The sequence below is a fragment of the Clostridium sp. AM29-11AC genome, from assembly GCF_003480545.1.
In the GTDB taxonomy this organism is placed as follows: Bacteria; Bacillota; Clostridia; order Lachnospirales; family Lachnospiraceae; genus Otoolea; species Otoolea saccharolyticum_A.
In genome coordinates this window covers 67,823-91,535 of the sequence record NZ_QUJI01000008.1, presented here as the reverse complement: position 1 = coordinate 91,535, position 23,713 = coordinate 67,823, and the positions used below count along the sequence as shown (strand labels likewise).

General features: G+C 51.9%; 16 protein-coding genes. 5 read left to right on the top strand and 11 right to left on the bottom strand.

Going from position 1 to position 23,713, the window contains the following annotated elements:
- Positions 1 to 41: 41 nt before the first annotated feature.
- Entirely contained in the window at positions 42 to 1,667 is a 1,626-nt protein-coding gene (locus DW757_RS08110; RefSeq protein ID WP_118751457.1) for an ABC transporter substrate-binding protein, read from the bottom strand.
- Positions 1,668 to 1,964: 297 nt separating this feature from the next.
- Complete coding sequence (htpG, locus tag DW757_RS08105; RefSeq protein WP_118751456.1) at positions 1,965 to 3,965, bottom strand: molecular chaperone HtpG; 2,001 nt, start codon at positions 3,963 to 3,965, stop codon at positions 1,965 to 1,967.
- Positions 3,966 to 4,302: 337 nt separating this feature from the next.
- Between htpG and DW757_RS08100 the strand changes: the two genes are divergently transcribed.
- Positions 4,303 to 5,490, top strand: a complete 1,188-nt coding sequence (locus DW757_RS08100) for a M14 family zinc carboxypeptidase (RefSeq protein ID WP_015545025.1) — start codon at positions 4,303 to 4,305, stop codon at positions 5,488 to 5,490.
- Between the two features lie 140 nt (positions 5,491 to 5,630).
- Here DW757_RS08100 and DW757_RS08095 read toward each other — a convergent pair whose 3' ends face one another.
- The gene (locus DW757_RS08095; RefSeq protein ID WP_021965914.1) at positions 5,631 to 6,128 is read right to left on the bottom strand and encodes a DUF5721 family protein; all 498 of its coding nucleotides are present in this window, start codon (positions 6,126 to 6,128) and stop codon (positions 5,631 to 5,633) included.
- A 334-nt stretch (positions 6,129 to 6,462) separates the two neighbouring features.
- Here DW757_RS08095 and DW757_RS08090 point away from each other — a divergent pair, with 334 nt between their 5' ends.
- Entirely contained in the window at positions 6,463 to 7,758 is a 1,296-nt protein-coding gene (locus DW757_RS08090; RefSeq protein WP_118751455.1) for a M18 family aminopeptidase, read from the top strand.
- Between the two features lie 275 nt (positions 7,759 to 8,033).
- Here DW757_RS08090 and DW757_RS08085 read toward each other — a convergent pair whose 3' ends face one another.
- The 6 genes from DW757_RS08085 to hcp all read right to left on the bottom strand — a co-directional run bounded on the left by DW757_RS08085 (position 8,034) and on the right by hcp (position 17,562).
- Positions 8,034 to 9,551, bottom strand: coding sequence for a glycoside hydrolase family 3 N-terminal domain-containing protein (locus DW757_RS08085; protein ID WP_118751454.1), 1,518 nt, complete (start codon positions 9,549 to 9,551; stop codon positions 8,034 to 8,036).
- Positions 9,551 to 10,549, bottom strand: a complete 999-nt coding sequence (locus tag DW757_RS08080) for a peptidylprolyl isomerase (protein WP_087383423.1) — start codon at positions 10,547 to 10,549, stop codon at positions 9,551 to 9,553. Before DW757_RS08080 ends, DW757_RS08085 begins: the two co-directional genes overlap by 1 nt.
- Positions 10,550 to 10,594: 45 nt before the next feature.
- A complete protein-coding gene (locus tag DW757_RS08075; protein ID WP_008395500.1) occupies positions 10,595 to 11,383 on the bottom strand; it encodes a Cof-type HAD-IIB family hydrolase in 789 nt (262 codons plus the stop codon).
- On the bottom strand, positions 11,380 to 12,084 hold the full coding sequence (locus DW757_RS08070) for a Maf family protein (protein ID WP_243033521.1): 705 nt from the start codon (positions 12,082 to 12,084) through the stop codon (positions 11,380 to 11,382). The genes DW757_RS08075 and DW757_RS08070 overlap by 4 nt, the downstream gene beginning before the upstream one ends.
- 169 nt (positions 12,085 to 12,253) lie before the next feature.
- Positions 12,254 to 15,655, bottom strand: coding sequence for a UvrD-helicase domain-containing protein (locus DW757_RS08065; protein ID WP_118751453.1), 3,402 nt, complete (start codon positions 15,653 to 15,655; stop codon positions 12,254 to 12,256).
- Between the two features lie 197 nt (positions 15,656 to 15,852).
- A complete protein-coding gene (hcp, locus tag DW757_RS08060) occupies positions 15,853 to 17,562 on the bottom strand; it encodes a hydroxylamine reductase (RefSeq protein WP_118751474.1) in 1,710 nt (569 codons plus the stop codon).
- A 323-nt stretch (positions 17,563 to 17,885) separates the two neighbouring features.
- Here hcp and DW757_RS08050 point away from each other — a divergent pair, with 323 nt between their 5' ends.
- Positions 17,886 to 18,626: a Crp/Fnr family transcriptional regulator gene (locus tag DW757_RS08050; protein ID WP_118751473.1), complete on the top strand. Its 741-nt coding sequence runs from the start codon at positions 17,886 to 17,888 to the stop codon at positions 18,624 to 18,626.
- Between the two features lie 8 nt (positions 18,627 to 18,634).
- On the opposite strand, the gene DW757_RS08045 is transcribed toward DW757_RS08050, so the two are convergent.
- A complete protein-coding gene (locus DW757_RS08045) occupies positions 18,635 to 19,072 on the bottom strand; it encodes a cytidine deaminase (RefSeq protein WP_118751452.1) in 438 nt (145 codons plus the stop codon).
- A gap of 571 nt (positions 19,073 to 19,643) precedes the next feature.
- On the opposite strand from DW757_RS08045, the gene rlmD reads away from it, so the two are divergent.
- Both rlmD and DW757_RS08035 read left to right on the top strand, forming a co-directional pair.
- Positions 19,644 to 21,026, top strand: coding sequence for a 23S rRNA (uracil(1939)-C(5))-methyltransferase RlmD (gene rlmD / locus DW757_RS08040; RefSeq protein WP_118751451.1), 1,383 nt, complete (start codon positions 19,644 to 19,646; stop codon positions 21,024 to 21,026).
- A gap of 455 nt (positions 21,027 to 21,481) precedes the next feature.
- Positions 21,482 to 22,048 (top strand): prolyl-tRNA synthetase associated domain-containing protein, encoded by a 567-nt coding sequence (locus tag DW757_RS08035; RefSeq protein ID WP_015573549.1) that lies wholly within the window; start codon positions 21,482 to 21,484, stop codon positions 22,046 to 22,048.
- Positions 22,049 to 22,069: 21 nt separating this feature from the next.
- Here the strand turns inward: DW757_RS08035 and DW757_RS08030 are convergent, their stop codons facing one another.
- Complete coding sequence (locus DW757_RS08030; RefSeq protein ID WP_118751450.1) at positions 22,070 to 23,710, bottom strand: PTS system mannose/fructose/sorbose family transporter subunit IID; 1,641 nt, start codon at positions 23,708 to 23,710, stop codon at positions 22,070 to 22,072.
- Positions 23,711 to 23,713 lie beyond the last annotated feature (3 nt).

Genomic DNA, 23,713 nt, shown 5'->3' with positions numbered 1-23,713 from the left:
CCCTGCAGAAAGCCCTGTTTCAGGGCCGGCTGAACCTGCATTTATTCAATAGTCAGCTTTGTGTAATCCTCAAAGATCGGAGTGCGCTTGATCGTATCCGTTCCCTTTACATTGCCTGTTGTGACAAATACATAGTTCGGATATGCTATCGGATAGCAGCTCATCTCCTCTTTTGTCTTCTCCTGAATCTCCTTGTAGATTGCGGCTCTCTCGTCCTCAGTGAACACGGAGCGGGCCTCCTGCCAGAGTCCTAAGAGCTCGTCGCTGACAGCCAGATTTACTCCCCAGGTTCCGTCATACATTCCCGCAACCACAGTATCCGGATCTCCAACTGCAGCGTAGCCGTTCAGGTAGAACTCATAATCTCCGTCTGTTCCGAACACCTTCTCAAAGAAGCCGGTGGACTCAAGAGGAATTACTTCCAGATTTATGCCCACGTTCTTGAGCTGCTGCTGGATCACCTGGGCAGATTCCTTCATATAGGCGCGCTCTGAGTTGAAATAGAGCGTCATGGTTGACCCCTCGATGCCTGTCTCGGCTACCAGCTGCTTTGCCTTCTCAATATCCTGGCTGTAGCCCTCCACGGATTCGTCATAGAAGGTTGTCATATTGCTGAGAACCGTGTTGGCCGGAACTGCCATTCCCTCGCCGTAAGCGCCGTCGATAATCTCCTGGGCGTCTAAGGCTGCGAACACTGCCTCCACTACCTTCGGATCCTGAACGGTCTCACAGAACTTATTGACTGCCAGGTAGTTGACACGTCCCTCCGGATACATAACCACCGTGTAGTTCGGATCCTCAGAATATTTTGCAACTGCCGGGGCGCTGGAAAGCTCCATCAGGTTGATCTCCCCATTCATCAGAGCAACCTCCTGGGCAGAGATATCAGATATAATCCGGAAGGTTACTGTGTCGATATCCGGCGCACCCATGTAGTAATCCTCATTCTTCTCAAGAATCAGGTACTGATCCTGCTTAAACTCTCTTAATTTATAAGGGCCGGAGCCAATGCCTGACATATTTGCCTCCGCTCCCACGATGCTCGTATTGCCTCCATACACGTGTTCCGGAATCAGAGTCAGCTCTCCGAGAAGGGCCGGGTAGGATGCGGACGCCATGGGAAGGGTAATCTTTACCGTCAGGTCATCCACCTTCTCATATTTCACTGGCTGGTCATTTAAAATTACCACGTTCGTGTTTCCTGCTCCGTTGTTTGTGTCAGCATTGACATCCATGGTAAAAATTACATCGTCTGCCGTAATCGGCTCCCCGTCATGCCACTTCAGCCCATCCTTCAGCTTCAGGGTAACGGAAGTTCCGTCCTCGGAAACCTCATAGGATTCAGCCAGGTAATACCTTGTCTCATTTACATCAATCACATAGAGCGGATCGTAGAGGGGATTTAACATAATCACGCCCTCCTTGTAGCTCTCAAGCAGCGGGTTTAAGTTGGCCACACAGCTGGCGCTGGGAATCACAAGTCCCTTCTCCTCTCCGTCAGCCTCCCTGGCGGCTTCTGTCTCTTCCTCTTCTGCTTTGGCAGCCTCAGAGCCTGTCTCCGCACCTTTTGACGAAGCTGCCGTGTCCTCTGTTTTTGCCCCGCATCCAGTCATGGCCGTCAGCGCCATAGCTGCGCACAGGGCAAAGCTCAGCAGTCTCTTTCTCATGTCGTTCCTCCATCTTTTTTCATTTTCTCTGTTCTGTCTTTTAACAGTCTATGGTGCATTATATAACCCGTCCCCCTGTGAGACAAATTCAAAAATCCCATACAGACCCGTCTTTATCGAAATATGCAATAACGCAACATAATGCGGCAGACCGGAAAAGAGGTCTGGCCAGACACGCTCCCGGCCGGCAGAAAATCCGCCTCTCACAGAAAGCGGAGTCTCCCGCGAACAAAAAGAGCAGAAGAAATCTCCTTCGGATCTCTTCTGCTCCTGTCTGCCCTGTATTTCGTTTATTTTCTATTTTGCGAGCTTTGCCATAATCTCATTGCTTCTTGCAATAAACTTTGTCATCCTCTCCGGGCTTAAGCTGCCGTGGCTTAAGAGGGCCAGGTCATAGAGCTGCTCACAGATTACCGGCGTTTCCTCTCCCTCTCCGTGCTCTAACACGTACTTAACAAGGCTGTTGTTGGCATTTAACACCAGAACCTCACCTGTGCCGCCGAACATGGACGGATCTATGCCGTACATATTGTACATCTTCATCATTTCCTGCATACGGCGGGTCTCCTCAGCCACAGTGATCATGGAGGAAACGGACTCGTTTTTCAGCTTCTCCACCTTCACCTCCAGCTTATCGTTTCCGAGGGCCCTGCGGAAGATTTCGGTCAGAGTCTTGGCCTCCTGCTCCAGAGTCTCCTTGTCCTCCTCCTTCACTTCTTCCTTGAACATCTCATTGACATCGGCGTCAATCCTCAGGAACTTCACTCCCTCGTGCTTCTGCTCCTCATGGGTGATAAACGGATTGTCGATATTGTGTGTCAGGATGACAGCGTCCAGCTTCTCCTCGCGGAACATGTTGATGTACTGGCTCTGCTCCTTCTCATCTGTCACATAGAATATCTTATTTTCATGCTTTTCCTTTGCTGCCTCCAGGTAATCCTTGAGAGTCACATACTTTCCGTCCAGGTTCTTGAAGATAATAAAGTCCTCCATCTTCTCGGCGAACTTCTCGTCTCTCAGGCAGCCATACTTGATAAACGGGCTGATGTCATCCCAGTATTTCTCATAGTTTTCTCTGTCTGTCTTGCACATGCCGGACAGCTTGTCTGCCACCTTCTTTGTGATGTAATCGGAAATCTTCTTCACAAAGCCGTCGTTCTGCAGGGCGCTTCTGGATACGTTTAACGGCAGATCCGGACAGTCGATAACGCCCTTTAAGAGCATCAGGAATTCCGGAATTACTTCCTTGATGTTGTCGGCGATAAATACCTGATTATTGTAGAGCTTGATGGTTCCCTCAATGCTCTCATACTCCATGTTGATCTTCGGGAAGTAGAGGATTCCCTTTAAGTTGAAGGGGTAGTCCATATTCAGGTGAATCCAGAACAGGGGCTCCTTAAAGTCCATAAATACTTTGCGGTAGAAGGACTTGTACTCCTCCTCTGTGCACTCATTGGGGTGCTTGTTCCAGAGCGGGTTTACATCGCTTAAGGATACCGGCCTCTTTAAAATCTTGTATTTCTCTCTGGCAGGAGAAACCTCCACAACCTCCTTGGTGCCGTCCTCTTTTTCCTTCTCCTCTGTCTTGGCCTCCTCCACGATCGTCTCTACAATCGTGTCCTTTTCATTTAACTCATCCTTCTCGATTGTCTCGTATTCCGGCTCAGCCTTCGCATTGGTCAGATAGATCGGAACCGGCATGAAGGAGCAGTATTTCTCAATGACCTCTCTGGCCCGGTATTCATTGGCAAATTCTGTGCTGTCCTCGTTTAAATAGAGGGTAATCCTTGTACCGATGCCCTCCTTGTCGCCGTCCTTCATGTCAAATTCCGTACCGCCCTCTGACTCCCAGTGAACCGGTTTTGCGTCCTTTCTGTAGGAGAGGGAATCGATAGTCACCTTGTCGGCCACCATGAAGGCAGAGTAAAAGCCAAGGCCGAAATGACCGATGATCTGATCCTCGTTTGCCTTGTCCTTATATTTGTTGAGGAAATCCTGGGCTCCGGAGAAGGCGATCTGGTTGATGTACTCGTCTACCTCATCCTCCGTCATACCCATACCGTTGTCTTCCACAACGATGGTCTTTTCCTCCGGGTTTACTGTCACCTGGATTTTAAACTCCATATCCTCCGGCTTTTCCCACTCGCCCATCATCTCCAGCTTCTTCAGCTTCGTGATAGCATCACAGCCGTTGGAGATCAGCTCTCTGTAGAAAATGTCGTGGTCGGAATAGAGCCACTTTTTAATAATCGGGAAAATATTTTCGCTGTTAATGGATAAACTGCCTGACTTTGCCATAGATAACACTCCTTTTTTCTGATTCTGTATAGTTCTGAACAGACATTCCTCTGCCTGTCTCTTCTCTCAAATTCCTTCTATATTTTAGTATTCCTTTTAGCAGATGTCAATAGAAAATCAGCACTCATTTTGATTGAGTGCTAATAATCCATATATCCCGGGTCCATTTCTTACAATTTTTTTGCCTGTCCTTCTCTTCATTGACTTTTGCCTGCGGGCTTCCTATAATGGATTTCATACGGCGTCTGGGACAGCCCTGTCTGTATCTGTTCCGCCGTTTTGTTCTTTATAACGATACTGAAAAGCGATACTGACACGCCATTTTGGAGGATCTCACATGAAATACACACCGCATTTACGGAACACAGCAAAATCCGGCGGCTCTCGCCGCCGTTCCCGCCTCTCTCTCTGCGCCGGCGTCCTGGCCCTGGCCCTGTCTGTCTCACAGACCCTGGCCTTTCCGGCTTTCGCAGGGCCGGCAGAGGAAGCCACTGTTTCTTCTGACGAGCCGTCTGTACCGGCAGCACTTGGACCGGCAGCCGATTTAAGCGCGTCCAACTATTACAACGGCCGCCTCTCTGATCCCATAGTAAAGCCTGTGGATAAATACAGCTACGAGCAGATGGAGCAGGATATAAACGCCCTGAAAAACCGCTATCCAAACCAGATGAATGTCAATGTTATGGGGCAGTCGGCAGACGGACGAAACCTGTACCACATCATCATCGGCAATCCATCCGCCTCCAAGCACATCTTATTCCAGGGAACCATACATGGGAGGGAATATATCAACGTGCCTTTGATGATGCAGCAGCTTGAATACCTTCTCGCCTACCAGAATACAGGAACCTTCCAGGGCAGAAACCTGTCCGATATGCTTGGCCAGGTAGCTGTACACTTTGTCCCCCTAGCAAACCCTGACGGCGCCTCTATCAGCCAGAACGGGGAGGGCGGCATCCGCTCCGAAGAGCTCAGGGCACAGATACAGAAAGCCTACGAGGCTGACAAGGCCGACGGCCGCACCACAGCTGACTATGATTCCTACTTAAGGCGCTGGAAGAGCAACGGCCGCGGCGTTGACTTAAACCACAACTTTGACGCAGGCTGGGATGGCCTGAACACAGTGGCTCATCCGTCCTCCACCGACTATAAGGGCGAAAGTCCCCTCTCCGAGCCTGAGTCCAGGGCATTAGCATCCCTCACGGATCAGTATCCCTTTGCCGCCTGCATCAGCTATCACGCCATGGGCCAGGTAATCTACTGGGATACGGAGAATAACCGGAAAGAGACGGCCTCCAGGGAGCTGGCAGAGCTGGTTTCTAAAAATAACGGCTACCAGATTCTAGGAAGCAAGGGCGTCGGCGGCTATAAAGACTGGATCCAGAAGAGAGAGAACGCAATCCCAGGCATTACCATTGAAGTGGGAAAATCCACCTGCCCTGTAAATTTCTCTGAGTACGAAACACTCTGGAAACAGAACCGGGCCGTTCCAGGCATTGTCATCGAGTATGTTCTCACCCATTAAAGGGTCATGGAACTCCCGGAGCAGACGCTGCCGTACTGGCACCGGCTGCTGCCTCGAAATCACATGCTGAAAAAATAAAGAAAAAACCGGACGGACCTTCCTGCAGAAGAGTCCGTCCGATTTCATTTTTGTGTCCGGGCCTAGACCTCAAAAAAGGCCAGCCCTTTCTTTTTCAGAAATTCCTTTACTGCCCCGTCCCACTCCTGTTCCAGCGAGCGGTCCAGGGTGAAGCGGCTCACAGAGGTTCCTGTGATGCAGGTGAGGGCTCTGTCCTCATAACGGATGTTCAGATAGAGCCCATTTACCTCAGAGGGGGCAAAGCCGGAGGCTCTCCCGCTCACAAACGCCTCCTTCTCACTGTCCGACAGCTGCAGCACAATGTGAAAGCTCTCCGGCAGATGCCTGCCCTTAATCAGTGAGAAGCAGAACGGGCGAAGGGCGCTCCACGCAGAAAAGTCCTCCAGCCGGCGAACCTGTGCCTCATCGCTGGAATAATAGCCGGGGCGGATTCGCCCGTCTATCTGAAAGCTGTTGAAGGTCACGATTTTTACCTCCCTGACCAGGAAATGGTCAAATGTATCTCCAATAAAAAGCTGTCTTGTAAATTCCTTTAACTCGTCTGTCTGCAGCGCTACCATTTTCATTCCTCCAAATATTTCCCCTCTGTTCATGCCAGGCTTGCTGTCAGCTTCCGGCTTACCGGCTGCTTTCGGTTTTCTGCCAGTTTCCGTTTCACGCCAGCTTTGGTCTCCCGGCTGCAAAGAGATAACACAAGTATACTATGAACAGCCCGGTCATTACAAGATGAAACCGCAGCCTGCCTGCGCCTTTCTTCTTTTCTCATTTCTTTCCGTTGCAAAAAACATCACTTTTATTTATACTCTTATGTGTGCTTTTGTCCGCTCAGAGCAGGCCCCGGCCGGGAACTGTTTCTAAGCTGCAGGGCACGACTGCAAAATAGGAGGAACTGTAATGGAACAGTATACAAATGATTTAAACGAGCTGATGGAGCTCCTGCGTGCAGGAGTCTCCCCGCTTCATACGATCCGCTACTCCATGGAGCTTCTTGAGAGCCGCGGATTTACAGAACTTAAGCTGGACGAGCCGTGGTCCATCGAGGCCGGAAAGGGCTATTTCGTCAACGCCTTTGACACAACCCTTGTAGGCTTTACTGTGGGAGAGGATGCAGAAAACCACCCGAAATTCCGCATCGCCTCTTCCCACACGGACTGGCCCTGTCTGATGGTCAAGCCGTCTCCCGAGATCGCTTCTGAGGGCTACGCAAAGCTCAATGTAGCCGTATACGGAGGCCCTATTTTAAGTACATGGATGGATCGCCCCCTCTCCATGGCCGGAAAGGTCTGCACTGTGTCCGACGATCCGTTCAGCCCCAACGTACATCTCGTAGATTTTAAGCGCCCCCTTTTAACGGTTCCAAACCTGGCTATTCATTTTAACCGGGAGGTGAACAGCGGCGTTGCCTTAAATCCGCAGATCGACATGCAGCCGATTATCGCCATGCTGGATGAAAGCCTGAACAGGGACGACTTCTTCCTGGAGCTGGTAGCCGGAGAATTAAAGGTGAAGAAGGAGGATATCTTAGACTACGAATTCTACATTTACAACTGCGACGAGCCTCAGGTTCTCGGCATAAACAATGAATTTTTATCCTCCCCGCGCCTGGACAACCTGACAAGTGTTCACGCCTGCCTGAGCGGCCTTATAAACAGCAGCAGAAAGAGCGGAATCAGCGTTGCAGCTCTCTATGACAATGAGGAGATCGGAAGCAGCACGAAGCAGGGCGCTGCCTCTCCTCTGACAGACAGGATTCTGGAAAAAATTTACTTAAGCCTTGGCTACAGCAGAAGTGAATTTTTAGACTCCCTGTTCGGAGGCTTCCTCCTCTCCCTGGATGTGGCTCACGCTTACCACCCCAACAAGGGGGAGAAATACGATCCTAAGGATCGGGTTCCTTTAAACGGCGGCGTGGGGCTGAAGCTGGCAGTCAGCCAGGCTTACGCCACCGACGCCTCCCACGTCAGCGTCATCGAGGGAATCTGCCTCAGGAACCACATTCCTTACCGCAAGTTCTCCAACCGGTCTGACATCAAGGGCGGCTCCACCCTCGGAAGCATCTCCTCCTGCCTGCTCACCATGCCGGCAGTGGACGCAGGTGTGGCAATCCTTGCCATGCACTCTGCCCGCGAGATGATGGGGGTAAAGGATCAGTGGGCTCTGGCTGAGCTGGCCCGCTGCCTGTTGGCTTAATCCGGACATCCTGCCGGAAAAACGGCAGTTAAAGAGCAGGTCACAGGGAATACACCTGGAAAACATCTTAATTCAGAGCGAAAAAGGAGGCAGGGCTGCCTGGGCTGCTCTGTCTCCTTTTTCGCTCATTGTCAGTATTTTCTCTTCTGTGTTCTCTTCTTTTATTTCCTCTTCTTTTATTTATTTCCTCTTTTTTTATTTACTTCCCCTTCTTTTATTTTTCCTTCTGTATCTTTTTTCTGACCTGAAGCCGCAAGACGCCTTTCTGTGCTGTCTCACTCCTGGTTTTCTGACGAGCCAAGCTGCTTTTCTGCCTTCAGAGTGAGGATCCTTAAAACCGACTCCTCGATCCGATCCTCGCCAATGGTTCCCGCCTCCACAGCTTCCTCCACTCCCTGACAGGCAGCTTTGAAATCCTCCGGCATAAGGATCATATCCACTCCTGCCTCCAGCGCCTTTACTGCCGCATCGCCGCTGGTGCAGGACTCAGTAATGGCTCCCATATTCATTGCATCCGTGATAATGATCCCGTCAAATTTCAGGGTATCTCTCAGCACCTCTGTCACAAGAGTTTTGGAAAACACGGCCGGGCGGTCATCCCCCACGGCTTCCGGATCACTGATATGCCCCACCATGACGAAGTCAGCGCCTGCCTCAATCCCTGTGTAAAATGGGATCAGCTCATTTTCCAAAAGCTCATCCACTGTCCTGTGGATCACTGCTGCTCCCTCATGGCTGTCCTCTGCCGTGCCGCCATGACCCGGAAAATGCTTGAGAACCGGGCTGATTCCATGTTTTTTCAGACCCTCCGTCTCCCGCACCACCATATTGGCCACGGTCTTTGCGTCACTTCCGAAAGAACGCCTTTTTACCACCGTATTGTCGGGGTTTGTCAGCACATCGGCCACCGGGGCAAAATCCATGTTAAATCCAAGCTCTGCCAGGTAAGCGCCTATGGCGTCCCCCACCTCGTAGGCCTTCTCCGAATCACCCTGAGCTCCAATATCGCTCATATCCGGAAAAGCGTCAAGGGCAAAGCCCTCCCTGCCGCTGATGCGGGCGACCTGTCCTCCCTCCTCATCAACAGCCAGCAGCATGGGAAGCCCTGTCCGCTCTTTCGCGTACTGGTTCGTGCGTGTCAGCATGTCCTTTGTCTGTGCTTCATCCCGGAGGTTCTGGCTGAAATAGACAATGCCGCCTACCGGATACTGTTCAATGGCAGCCTTCGTGGCCTCTCCGGCAGCATACACCTCGTCATATCCGGTGAGAGCCTCAGGAGTTACCATAAAAAGCTGCAGTATTTTTTCCTCCAGGGTCATAGAATCCAAAATCTCTTCTGCCTTCTTTTCCGCCTCAGAGCGGCCCTCCGCCTGTGCGCCTTCTCCTGACTGCCCAGTCTCCTCTCCCGGGGCCTTTTCACCGGACTCTGCCGCCGTATGAGCTTCTGAAGCCTTTCCGCCAAGCCCCGTCCCTGTGTCATCCCCCGGAATCCGTTCCGGACGGATCGCTCCGGCTTCCTCTCTGCCAGCCTCAGCTCTTCGTTTTCCTGCAAAGCAGAATACTCCGGCCAATGCCGCAGCACAGAGGAGAGCAATAAGAATAACCGCAGCTATCCTGCCCTTGTTTCTCCCTCTCCTGCGGCGCCTCCGGCTTCTCCTGTCTCTGGAGCGGGGCTTCTCTTCCCTTTCCCTCTGTCCTGTCCTATCCTGCGCAGCGGGGATTTCCCTCTTTGCGTCCCCTCGTCTCCTTATGATCTCCAGTCCCTCTGTTCTGTCCAAACTGTCCTTGTCCATTATCTGTCTCCCGGCGTTTCAAAAGCGCCTGCATGCTTTTTGTATATCTCAAAAAAGTCAGCGCTGACAGCGTGAGGCTCTCCGCTGAGACTTACGCCTTCCCAGATCTTCTCCGAATCCTTCAGGGCAATGCCCTCCTTGAAGCTGCCGTAGATGTCCTGGAAGGCCTTTTCCCGTCTGGCCTCATAGATCTGTTCCTTTCTCTCAGCCGTGGCTTCCTCATCATAGTCATTGTCACAGCGGATGACGCAGTACTGTCCGTTATCCTCCACTACCTCACTCACCTGTCCCGTTTCCAGACCAAAGGCAGCGTACTCAAAATCCTCACTCTCCTCGGCTCTTCCCAGCTTTCTCTCAGAGACTGTAAGTCCCTCGGCAGAGGCGGCCTTTTCAAGAGAAGAGCCCTCTGAAATGCCGGCCAGAATCCGCTCAGCGGTCTCCTGATCCTCAGCCCTTACCTCAGTAATGTCGATCACCTTCGCCTCACTGTCACTGACTTCCATATCCATTCCTTCTGTCAGCTCGCCCACCAGTTTATTGGCCAGACAGTAATCGTGGAACACGGTCCCGGCGGTCTCCTCATCCACTCCCATATAGGCGATATCCTCCGGTGTCAGCGCAGCCACATACTCGGCCGCAGCCGCGTCCATGGCTGCGCTCTCCTCACTGGTCAGCTCCACTCCCCTCTCCTCTGCGAGCAGGGTCATGGTTTTCATCTCGTCCATGAAGCTCTTTATCTGATCCTTTGTATACTGCTCAAAGGTCTGACCAGAATCATCCACCTGCACGCTCCAGATCTGATCCGTGCAGATTTCCTCGTACGTATTTTTCTGGGACATTGCCACGATCATGATCTCCGGAAGGTCATACCCCTGCTCGCTGGTGATCCCGGCCAGCATGGATTCTGCCTTCTGACAGCCGGTCAGAAGCACAGCGCCCAAAAGCGCAGCTGCCGTCAGTCTGGCCCCACAGGCCCTCCTTCTGTTTTTACTCTCCATTCCATCTCTCCTTCTGTTCTTCTCCCTACGGCGGGACTGCCCCTGTTAAAGGAGGCGTTTTAAAATTTTCAGAACACCGTCGTTCACATTGGTATCTGCCTGAAATCTGGCAGCCTCCTTGACCTCTTTTCTGGCGTTGCCCACGGCAAAGCTGTAGTAGGCCCGGTTCAGCATCTCAATATCGTTCAGCTGATCTCCAAATACCATGGTCTCCTCCGGCAGAATGCCCAGGCTCTCCTGAAGTGTTTTCACTGCCTCCCCCTTGTTGACGCCCGTGTGCATGCAGTCCATCCACATGTCTCCGGAGATAGTGATTTTCATTCTGCTGCCGTATTTATCAAAGAAAAATCCCGCTTCTTTCTGAATATCGGACTTTTTATAAGCAGCTACCTTGATGATAACATCGTCCACCTTTGTCACATCGTCTACCGGAACCACATCGAAGTGGTAGCCGTTTTTCACCCAGTCCGTAAACGCCTGATCCTTCGTTTCCATGTATGCGTGCTTTGCACCGCTCACCACCATGTCCATCACAGGGTTCTTTCTTATATCCTCAATCAGCTCTGCCGCTGCAGCCTGATCCATAGGGTAGAGAAACAGGTTTCTGCCCAGGCATCCCAGATAGGCCCCGTTCTCCGCCACATAGAAAATCTCCTTCCCTATAGGCGCAAAAGTATACTCGATGCTGGCCACCTGCCTGCCGCTGGCAGCCGCAAAGTGGATTTTCTTCTCCTTTTTCAGCCTCATAATCACATCAAACAGCTCTGTGTTTAACTGGTTTTCCCCATCACGCACCAGAGTTCCGTCAATGTCTGACACAATCAGTTTAATCATAGCCTCTCCTCCGAAATCCTTTTAAGTTCCTGATACGTCCTGCTGGCCGGAAGGCCCATCACATTATAATAATCTCCGTGAATCTCCCTGATAAATTTTGCAAAACTGCCCTGTATTCCATATCCGCCGGCCTTGTCTTCCCACTCATGCCGCGGCTTTCCGGGATTCTCTTCGGACTCGCCATCGTCCTCTGAACCATGAAAGGCGATATAGTCCTCTATCTCCTCCTCTGTCATGGGCCAGACTGAAACCTCCGTCTTTTCCGCAAAGGTGATTTTCCTATCCCCCCGGATCAGGGTGACGCCTGTATAGACCTGGTGGACGTTTCCGGACAGGAGGCGAATCATCTCCCTCGCTTCCTCCTCATTCCCGGGCTTTCCCAGGATCTTTCCTCCGGCAGCCACGACCGTATCTGAGCCAATGACAATGAAACTGCCGTTTTCCCTGTCTTTTCTGCACATGTTATAGACATGCTCTGCCTTCTGGGCTGACAGCTCCATCACCACCTCATCAGGTCTTTCCGATGTCACCTGTTCTTCAAGATTTCCCGGCATCACAGTGGGCTCTATCCCGATCTGATCTAAAATCTCCCTTCGCCTGGGCGAGGCGGAGGCCAGGATCACCGGATACGGCAGTTTTTTTCCCTGTCTGCTTTCTGTACTTTCCGCATATTCTGTATGCTTTATTCCTGTATGCTTCATCTTCGTATGCTTCTCTTTCCTCAGGTGCTTCACACTCCCGGTCCGCTGCTGCTCACAGGGAGTATACTTATATAATAGTATCCCCTCTTTTATACCACAAAAACGGAGGTCTGGCAAACCTCCGTTTAAACGGCGTGCTCCCAAGGCCCGCCTTTTCTCTCTTCTTCTGTTACTTCATAAAATCAAACAGGCTGAGCTGCCTCGGTGCAAAGGTCTTTTTTCCGCCTGTCTCTTCCCTCACAGCCAGGCGCTCCGGAATTTCATCGAGAAATTCCGACTCTGTCCCGGAAGTTACCAGAATCAGCTCCTCTTTTGCCCGGGTCATGCCCACATAAAACAGACGCCTCTCCTCCTCCTTCTTTAACCGGTCTTCCTCAGACTCAGCCGTTATCTTGCCCGGTTCCTCTCTTTTTTTCTGCTCCGGCTCCATGGGAATGGAGTATTTTCTCACCCCCGCTATGATAACCGCAGGAAATTCCAGGCCCTTGGCGGCGTGGAGCGTCATCAGGGAAACAGCATCTGCTGTATAGCGCTTTTCCCCGCATCTTCTCAGATCTCCGTCTGCCCCGAAGGCCAGGTTGTCCAGAAACTCCCTCATCGTCCTGTGAAACAGAGCCATCCCTGTGAGCTTTTCAAGAGGCTCATCCTCCAAAAGCCCTCTGTCCTCTCTGTAGCTTCTGATAAGCTCTGCCGGTTTCTTCTTCATCATTGGCTCATATTTCTCCCTGAGACCGCCGTAGGCACTCTCTCCCAGACGCTTTTTCATAAACGGAATCTCTCTGCTCTGCTGCTGGGCTTTTTCCGTATCTGAGCTGTCATGCAAAAGACTTCTGAAAAAGCCTGTAGCCTCCCGCACGGTCTCCGCTTCCAGAAATTCCCCTCTTCCCGTTACAATACAGGGGAGCCCCTCTTTTCTCAGGCACTCTTCTATCTCCTCTGCCTGTCTGTGGGTTCTGCACAGCACGGCAATATCGGAAAAGCTCCTGACTTTTTTCTCCTGAACCATCTCTCTCTCCTGAGCGTCCAGCATATCGATTCCGCCGATCATCCGGTTGATCTCTCTGGCGGTAAAGATCCCCTCTGAGAGCCTTCCCGCCGCCTTTGCAATCCGAATCGGGAGCCCCTCACCGGCTGCGGAGATGAGTCTTCTCTCTCCCCCCGGATTATTGGAAATCATGGCGCAGGCACCCTCTGTGATCTGTAAGGTGGAGCGGTAGTTCTGTTCCAGGCGGACCGTACATGTCTCAGGAAACTCCGTTAAAAGTCTGCGAAAGCACTCTGGATCGGAGCCCCTGAACCCATAGATGGACTGATCCGGATCTCCTATCACAAACAGCTCCCTTCCCTCCTGGTTCCAGTTTCTTATGAGGCGGTACTGGATGGGACTTATATCCTGAAACTCATCCACCAGCAGATACCGGAAACGGGAGCAGAGGCCCGCCGCTGCTTCCCTGTCCTCTTCCAGAAGGCGCAGCGCCTCTATCTGCAGATCGTCAAAATCGTAAAGTCCCGCTTCTCTGAGGCGTCTCTGATACAGCTCAAAGGCTTCCTCCTGCTTTTCAGATAAAAGGTTCTTTTCCTCTTTGCAGGCTTCCTTCCCGCAGGCTGCATCTCCTGTCTCCCACTTTCTGCATTTTTCTGCAGACACTCTCCTCAGAAATTCTGCCGGACGGATTTTCAGTTTTTTCTCCTTCAGCACATCCGAGGCCAGTTCCGTCAGCTCCAGGCTGTCCGCCAGTTCAAACTCCGCTCCGGCCTGGCGCAGCATGGAATAACAGAGAGAGTGGAAGGTTCCCGTCTGTATCCGGGAAATCGTCCGGTGGCGGGGCATCTCCCGTTTAAGCCTTTCCCGAAGCTCCTCTGCTGCCCGTTTTGTAAAGGTCACTGCCGTGATCTCCGAAGGGCTGACCCGCCTTACCTCCAGAAGGCAGCGGATTCTGGCTGTCAGAGTCCCGGTCTTTCCTGTTCCAGGCCCTGCTATGACGGCCATGGAGCGGGCAGGCACCGCAGCCGCCCGCCTCTGCTCCGGGTTCAGACGCTCTAAAAACTTCTCCGGCTTGGAAAGATCCGTTCCGCTTCCGTTTTCTGCCCTGTCACCTCCGAATTTCTCTCCTCCGTTCTCTATTTCTCCGTTCTTTTTTTCTCCATTCTCCTCTTTTCCGTTCTTTTCTTCTCTGTCCCCTGCCTTTATGCCCCTTTCCTCTCCGGCTTCTGCATCCCTTTCTCTCTGGGGCTCCTGTTTCAGGTCTTTTGTTTTTTCCGGCCCGGCGGCAGACTCCGTGAAATCACCTGGTCCCATCATGTCAAACATGCTCATCTGTCCGTCCGTGTTCTCTATCTCGTCCGGCTCAAACAGGCGTATGGTTCCATACTCCCCGTCAAAGCCCGGAAGCCGTGTAACTCTGCCCTCCCTGAGCCGCCTGATTCCCTCTGCGATCAGGCGGCCGGAATGTTTCTGAATATCCTCTGTGGGGATTTCCCTGAGAATAGCAAATTCCGTGCCCAGCTCTCGCACCATTTTCCCGTACTCTTCCTGCACCTTCTTTCCCGCCGCCGACCGCCCTGTGGACGCGGCAATCACCTCCGGCAGGGGAACCAGACTTTCAAAGGGTTTGACCTTCTCTGGAAGAAAGCCCTCCGGCCGGTCTGCAAGCTGCTCTACCCGGTGGGAAACGCCTGTGGTCATCCTCTTTCCGCAGACCGGGCATATCCCCTCACACTGCTCTGCCTCGGCAGGGCTTAAGCAGATATGGCATTTTCTGTGCCCGTCAAAATGGTATTTTCCCTCCTCCGGGAAAAACTCGATGGTGCGGCAAAGTCCCTCTCCTGTCTCAATGGCCCGTTTCAGCCCCTCATAGGACAGCTCGCAGGACAGCACATTTGCCTCCCGCCCCAGCTTAGACGGAGAGTGGGCATCCGAGTTTGAGATGAGCTGGAACCGGTCCAGGGCGGAGACCCGCCAGTTCATGGGAGGATCGGAGGAGAGTCCTGTCTCCACCGCATGGATATAGGGTGTCAGCTCCCCGAAGCAGTCCTCCACCCGGTCAAAGCCGGAAAAGGCCCCGAACATGGAAAAATGGGGCGTCCAGATATGGGCCGGTATGAACATCCCTTCCGGGCAGATTTCCAGCATGATTTCCAGGAGATCATGGCAGGAAAGCCCCAGAATCGGCCGGCCGTCTGAGTGGATGTTTCCAATGGTTTCCAGCTTGGCCGAGAGCTTCCAGGCCTCCTCCAGTCCCGGAAGCAGGATGAGGCTGTGAACCTTCCGGACCTTTCCGTCCTGCTTGTAGATGGAGCTGATCTCTCCGGATATCACAAAACGTGTTTCCTCCTCTCCGGACGCCAGCTCCTCCTCCCTCCTGTACGCTCTTTTCAGGCGGTAGAGTCCATCCTCAGCAGGCTCCAGCTTTTCTTTAAGCTCCTCCCTCCACGCCGGATGGGTAAAATCTCCCGTCCCCAGCAGCCTGATTCCTTTCTGCCTTGCAGAATAGTCAAGCTGTTCCGGCGTCAGATCACGGCTCGTTGCCCTTGAATACCTGGAATGGATGTGCAGATCGGCAATATACATATGGGTTCTCCTTTGCATCTTTTGTCTGTTATCAGTCGTTCCTTTGCCCGCCCTGCTCCCTTATTTATCCCGGGAGCAGGTTTTCGCTCTGCTTCCATTATAATCCAGAAAGGGAAAATAGCAACCTGCCGCATGGCTTTTCCTTTTCTTCGGCTTTTCTGCCTTCTCTTATAAGCCTTTAAGCTCCACGATTTTCTTTACAAAATCTCCATTCTCTCCATATCCTTCTGCGGCTCTGTGATTCCCTGAATTCCAAACTTCTCTGTCAGAATCCGGGCTACTCCCGGGGAGAGGAAGGCCGGAAGGGTGGGCCCCAGGTGAATATTTTTAATTCCCAGATGCAGAAGGGCCAGCAGCACAATCACGGCTTTCTGCTCATACCAGGCAATATTGTAGACAATCGGAAGGTCATTGATGTCCTCCATACCGAAGACCTCCTTCAGCTTCATGGCTATGACAGCCAGAGAGTAGGAGTCATTGCACTGTCCTGCGTCAAGCACTCTGGGGATTCCCTCGATGGTTCCCAGATTTAATTTATTGTACCTGTATTTTGCACAGCCGGCAGTGAGGATCACCGTATCCTTTGGAAGAGCTTCTGCAAATTCCGTATAATAGCTCCTTCCCTGCTGTCTGCCGTCACATCCTGCCATCACCACAAATTTGCGGACAGCTCCCTTTTTCACTGCCTCCACAATCTTATCGGCCAGCGCAAGCACCTGGCTGTGGGCAAAACCTCCTGTGATTGTCCCTCTCTCCAGCTCCCTCGGCGGCTCACAGTGTCTGGCCTGCTCGATCACTGCGCTGAAATCCTTTTTCTCTCCGGGACCTCCCTCAATATGACGGCAGCCCGGAAAGCCCACGGCCCCTGTTGTGTAAACGCGATCCCGGTAGGAAGCTCTCGGCGGAACCAGACAGTTTGTGGTAAGGATCACCGGGCCGTTGAAGGCCTCGAACTCCTCCGTCTGCTTCCACCAGGCATTGCCATAATTTCCCGCAAAGTGGCTGTACTTCTTAAATGCGGGATAATAGTGGGCGGGGAGCATTTCCGAATGGGTGTACACATCCACTCCCGTCCCCTCCGTCTGCTCAAGAAGCATTTCCAGATCCCTCAGATCATGTCCGGAGATCAGAATTCCCGGATTCTTTCTGACTCCCAGCTCCACCTCTGTGATCTCCGGTGAGCCGTACCGCTCCGTATTGGCCCTGTCTAAAAGTGCCATGGCAGAAACGCCAAATTTCCCTGTCTCCATGGCTAAGGAGAGCAGCTCCTCCGCCGACAGTCTGTCATCAGCCAGGGCGGAGAGGGCGCGGATCATAAAGTTCTCCGTTTCCTCATCCCTCTTTCCGAGAACGTCCGCATGCTTCAGGTAAGCGGCCATTCCCTTCAGTCCATAGGTGATCAGCTCTCTCAGGCTTCTTATATCCTCATTTCCTGCAGACAGGATTCCGAATATCTCTGAAACAGAACTCTCTTTCTCTCCTCTGTCCCCGGCCAGATCCAGGATTTCCTCCTTCGTCCCAGGCATCCAGAGAACGGCATCTTTCAGGCTCTCGCAGGCTCCCGCCAGGATGGCGTCAGGATTGTTCAGTTCCCTCAGAGCTTCCTCCTTTCTCTTCTGTGTCGCAAAGATACGGCAGACGAGCTTCTCATCGTCAAAGTTCGCATTGGTGATGGTGGCAAACAGGTTGTCGCGAAGCAGCCTGCTGTCCTCCTTAATAGGCAGCCTTCCCGCGCCCTCCCCATTCTCACCGGACAGGTACAGGACGGCGGCAAGCCCCTTTGACGCATAGACAAGCAGATCCTGGAGATTTGCTGTCCTGGCCGTCTTTCCGCAGACCCCTCCCTGAGTGCATCCGCTGCACCCTGACGTTTCCTGACACTGATAACAAAACATTTTGTAAGCCATTGTATCCTCCTTTTCTGGCGCTTTTCTCTCTGTTTCCATGAATTTGGAGACCATTTTCTGTCTTTTTCAGCAAGATGTGATCTCCATTTTTTTAAGGCAGCACAGCCACACCGGCGGGCGCCATTGACTGTCTGGGGATACTATACTATAATGAGGAATAAAGTTCTGTTGTATTTACAACGAAAACAGCAGTTATTTCCGCCATAAACCGGCTCAGGGGAAGCTTCAGCCTGCTCAGGACGTTTGAGGCAGAACCGTTTGGGGTAAAACTGATTGAATAAAACCGCTTGAATAAAATCAAAATGACAGGAGAAAACATGGACATGAACAGAATATCAGGAGAAACTAATCATGTATCTGAGAATTCAGCAAAGGGGTATTCCGGCCTGGAGCTGAAGGCTCTGCTTGGCTGTACCCTGTTTTCAGGGATTGACGCCGGGGAGCTTACCGGGCTTTTAGGCTGTCTGGATGCGAGAAAAAGAACCTTTCTGAAAAATGAATTTATTTATCACAGCGGGGAACCTGTTTCTTCCATGGGAATCGTGCTGTCCGGATCTGTACACATTGTAAAAGAAGATTTCTGGGGCAGGAGGCATCTGCTGTCGGAGGCCGGAGAAGGGAACTTTTTCGCCGAGGCTTACGCCAGCCTTCCGGGAACTCCCCTCTCAGTCAGCGTCCTGGCAGCTGAGGACTCCTCCCTGCTGTTTGTCAATGTCAGCCGGCTTCTTGACGTCTGCCCCTCTTCCTGCCCCTTCCACCAGACGCTGATCCGGAATGTGCTCTCCGCTCTTGCCGGGAAAAATCTGATGCTCACGAAAAAGATGGAGCAGCTGTCCCGCCGCTCCATCCGCGAAAAGCTCCTGGCCTACCTGTCGGATGTTTCCGCCCAGGCAGGCTCCAGCTCCTTTTCCATCCCATTCAACAGGCAGCAGCTTGCCGATTACCTCTGCACAGACCGGAGCGCGCTCTCTTCGGAGCTTGGCCGGCTGAAGCGGGAAGGCGTGCTTGATTTCAAACGAAATGTATTCCAGCTGAATGAAACGGAGCAGAAAGAATCTGACTGAGCGTAGGCTTACTGGTTCCCTTCACTGTTCTTGTACCGGTCCCATCCCCACCAGTTGGGCAGCAATTCTTTCAGCCGGACTGTCTTTCTCCTGTCATAGTCAACCATGATTTCCATCTCTTCATTCTTACTGTTTAGCTGCATAAAAAACTCTCTGCAGGCGCCGCAGGGCATTCCGCTTCCCTCACCAAAGGGCGCTTTGTCTCTGAATGCAATCAGCCGTTTCACAACCGTCTGACCGCTGTTCATATACATATTCAGCGCCGCAGTTCTCTCTGCACACAGATCGAGAACGCCGCAGCAGCTTTCAATGCAGAATCCCGTGTAGATTTCCCCGTTCTCACTTTCTAAGGCACAGACCACATGATGTGCATAGATAAAAGGTGACACGTCCTCTGGATGGTACTGTTCTTTTGCTCTGATATATAACTTTTCCCATATATCCATCACATATTTCCCCCTTCAAATGGAATTGATCCTTTATTGCAGCTCATTATTATCATATCCTTCGGATATGTATCTCTCCGAGGGATGCGCACTCGCCGCAGGAGTATTCAGGCTCCCTTCGGGAGCCAGCGGCTCGGCACAGATATAATGTCCGCCCTGCGGTCATTATATCACAGGCACAGCCTGTGATCGTCATTCGCCGCTCGTCTCGTGCGAGCAAGCTCCCACAGGCTCGCTTGCGCTCATTATATCATGAAATAGTTTTATGGTTCCACAGGAAACGCCTAAAAAAACGCCCCTTTATCCGACAGAAGAACTATCCGGTTCCTCTTGGGGACACAGTTATTTTATGGGGATTGATCGTGGTCAGGAGATCTTTTATAATTACCATACAGCTAAAACCGGCTGATAAAGCCCGGAACAGAAACCCACGCGCAGAGTAAAGAAAACCGTGCAGAAAAAAACGCCGGTTCCCCAGGCAGAACCGAGGCGGGCTGATACAGTTCTTCTGAATCTGCCGAACCGAATCAGACAGGGAAATGAATGAAAGAACATAGAAGGAGAACGAAATATGAAACCTACACATAGACAAAACCGCAGAACCGAGACAGCAGGACCAAAAAATGGAGAGCGCCCTGGAAAGTCCGGTGAAAGGAGGTCCGCTCCCTCTCAGAAAAGCAGGAAAAACGGCGGCATGGGCTTGTCTTCTGACAGATTTTCAGACAGAAAACGCCCGGACAGGCAGATTCCAGACGGAAAGTCCTCCCGTGTCCCGTCTGAGACTGTGGAAAAATCCTCCGGCAAAAACCGAAGCGCCTGTCCCGTGTACAAAAAATGCGGCGCCTGCCAGTATCTTCACCTCTCCTACGAAAAACAGCTTGCAGTCAAACAGGAGATGATAAACGGGCTCCTGAAGGGACTGTGCCCTGTAAAACCGATTATCGGAATGGAAAATCCGTACCACTACAGAAACAAGGTGCACGCTGTTTTCGGCCATGACAGAAGGGGCAATGCGGTTTCCGGCGTCTATAAAGAGGGCACCCATGAGCTGGTTCCTGTGGAGACCTGCCTCATTGAGGATGAAAAGGCGGATGAGATCATCGGCACCATCCGCGGAATGCTGCGCTCCTTTAAGATCCGCACCTTTGACGAGGATACAGGCTACGGACTACTTCGCCACGTTCTCGTCAAGCGGGGCTTTGCAACAGGGGAAATCATGGTGGTTCTCGTAACCGCTTCCCCCGTTTTTCCATCCAAAAATCACTTTGTCAAAGCTCTCAGGGAGAAGCATCCGGAGATTACCACCATTATCCAGAATGTAAATGGCCGAAGCACCAGCATGGTTCTCGGTGAGAAGGAGCATGTCCTCTGGGGAAAGGGCTATATTGAGGATATTCTCTGCGGTCACAGATTCAGAATCTCTTCCCGCTCTTTCTACCAGGTAAATCCGGTTCAGACAGAAAAGCTCTACAATAAAGCCATGGAACTGGCCGGCCTGACAGGACGGGAAACCGTGCTGGATGCCTACTGCGGAATCGGTACCATCGGGATCACTGCCAGCAGCAGAGCCGGCCGGGTAATCGGTGTGGAATTAAACCGTGACGCTGTCAGGGACGCTGTGCAGAATGCAAAGAGAAATGAAATCAAAAATATCGAATTCTACTGCAATGATGCAGGGCGGTTTATGAGCCGGATGGCGGCAGACGGCGAGCGGCTGGATGTGGTATTTATGGATCCTCCCAGAGGCGGAAGCACAGAGGAGTTCATCCAGGCTGCAGCACAGGCAGGTCCCAGAACCGTGGTCTACATCTCCTGCGGGCCGGAGACCCTGGCCAGAGATCTGAGGGTATTTGAGAAAAAGGGGTATAAGGCCAGGGAGGCATGGCCGGTGGATTTGTTTCCGTGGACGGGACACTGCGAGTGTGTGGTGAAACTGGAGAAAATAAGAAAATAGAAAAATTTGAAAACAGGTGCGAATACCAGGCACATATGGCTTTCCTGGAAGATTCGCACCTGAATCATGGCACCTTTTTTTTGTATTGCACTGGCAAAAGAAAATGTAATCTTGCACTGACAAAATCCATCAAGTATAATTGCATAATAGCTCTAAAAGAGCGGCGAAATTATTTATGAAAAATTGCTGTCGCTCCCTGCGCGGGGGCGTGGATTGAAATACCTCCCACGTCTGCTTGAATTTATCAAATGTCCCGTCGCTCCCTGCGCGGGGGTGTGGATTGAAATGTATCCGACTGCAATATACGGCGCCTCATCACCTGTCGCTCCCTGCCCGGGAGCGCGGATTGAAATTAATATTGCTTCGCTGGCCTTTGCCTGCATATTCGAGCCGCCGTTCCCCCTCTGTATCCCAAAGTCCAATTACCAACTATACTGACAAAGGAGCTCTAACTAATGACCAACCTTTTCATCGATAAAACCATATACACCGGCCGGCCCTCCTTTGAGGAGGGCCGCCTTCCCAAAGAACTTCGCGCCTATGACTTCTTAGACAGCCTCGGCGTTTCCTACCAGAGGATGGATCACGATCCCACAGATACCATCGAGGTCTGCCATGAAGTCGAGGCTCTGCTGCAGATCCGTATCTGTAAAAACCTGTTCCTGTGCAATGCCCAGAAGACAAACTTTTACCTTCTGCTGACGCCCGGTGAAAAAAAGTTCAAAACAGCCATTTTCTCCAAACAGATGGGCTGCTCCAGACTGTCCTTTGCATCTGCTGAATTTATGGAACAGTTTCTCGACATCACCCCCGGTTCCGTCAGTGTTCTGGGGCTGATGAACGATACAGAAAACCGTGTCAGGCTGGCGATTGACAGAGATGTGCTGAAGGATGAATACTTCGGCTGTCACCCCTGTATCAACACTTCCAGCCTGAAAATCAGAACCTGTGATCTGCTGGATAAAATCCTTCCCGCTCTGGGGCACGAGTATACGCTTGTAGATCTCCCCTGGCTGGAATAGCAAAGCTGCCCTCTGTGCTTTCTACACGGCCAGTCCCAGGATTCCCAGATAATAGCCCACAATCCCCACTGCCATCAAAAGCAGAACCACAAGGATCGGGGATACCTTCCTTCTCAGAAGCATCCAGGCTCCGATGATAATTCCAAAGGGAAGAATATTCATGACTACCCCGTTCAGCACATCCTGGATGACAACGGAGGTCTGTCCCACAGAAAATACAGCCGGCACATACACCAGAACCTTCTGTGCTCCCATGGCTCCTATTACCATAAGTCCCAAAATACCGAAGGCGTCTGTCAGCCTTGTGATGGAATTTCCTCCTTCTCCCAGAAGAGCCATCACGGCCTGACTTCCCTTCCTGTATCCCATAAAATACAGATTATAACCCACCACAAGCATAATCCCTGTAAAAATTACGAAAAACAGCACCGGGCCGGCAAAGTTTCCGTTTAAAGCCATGGAACAGCCCATGGACACTGCAATGGGGTAAATCACGCCGCCTGCCAGACTGTCTCCGACGCCTGCCAGAGGTCCCATCAGTCCTGTCCTCAGCCCATTGATCATCTCATCTGAAATTTCAGCTCCGTTCGCCCTTTCCTCCTCCAGAGAAGCGCAGATGCCGGGAATCACGTTGCCGATGAAAGACGGCTCTGTATTGAAAAATACGAGGTAACGCTTCAGGGCATCGCTGATATCCTTGGGATCTTTATACAGCATCCTGATAATGGGAACCATGGCCAGAACGTTTCCCGACGCCTGCATCCTCTCATAGTTATATCCTACCTCAGCTCCCAGTCCGATAAGCCAGTGCTTGATGAGATCCGAACGCCTGAGGCGTACCGACAGTCCCTCTTTTCCTGATTTTTCTTTGCTGTCTCCCTCCGCATCTGTCTCTTCCGCCGCCCAGCTCGTCTCTGTTCCAAAATTCTCATTTCCCTGGCCTCCATAGTAGCTTAAGAGTGCCAGGCAGGCTCCGAAAATAGCGATCGGCATAATCTGCAGATTCAGATAGGTTGCAAGGAAAAAGCCGATGACAAAAAACGGAAACACTTTTTTCTTTCCCAGATAGTTAAGCAGCATGGCCACTCCCACCGCCGGGAGAATATTTCCCGTCACACTGAGGGCATTGACAAAGGACTCCGGAATCCTTCCCAGAAGCTCTGTAAAAAAGTCTCCGCCTAAGAACATCAGGATAAAGGCTGGAAATCCGTTGATTGCCAGACAGGTAAGCTGCGGAAACAGCCAGGCGTTAAAGAAAATCTTGTTTATCTCTCCCTTTTCTGCATTGCTGTCAAGTCTGTGCACCCAGAACACGTTGAGCGTCATCTGGAGATTCCACAGAAGGACTCCCAGAAGGCCGATGGGGATGGCCAGTGTGATGCCCAGCTCCGGCGACGCCTTGGCAAGCACCGTGATAGCTGTCCCGTACACGCCTGCGATTCCGATGTTGGACGGCATCGTTCCCCCTGCAGAGATCCAGCCGATATAGGCCAGGTTGATGGTGGCTCCGGCCATAAGTCCCAAGAGCGGATCGCCCAAAATAAATCCCACTACAGTTCCATTAATTAACGGGTAACAAAACGGCCATGTAATCGGGCTCCAAACCCTTCCGCTGGCCAGATTGGCCGTGACAGCCAGCAGCAGCGCCTTAATAATAATCATCCA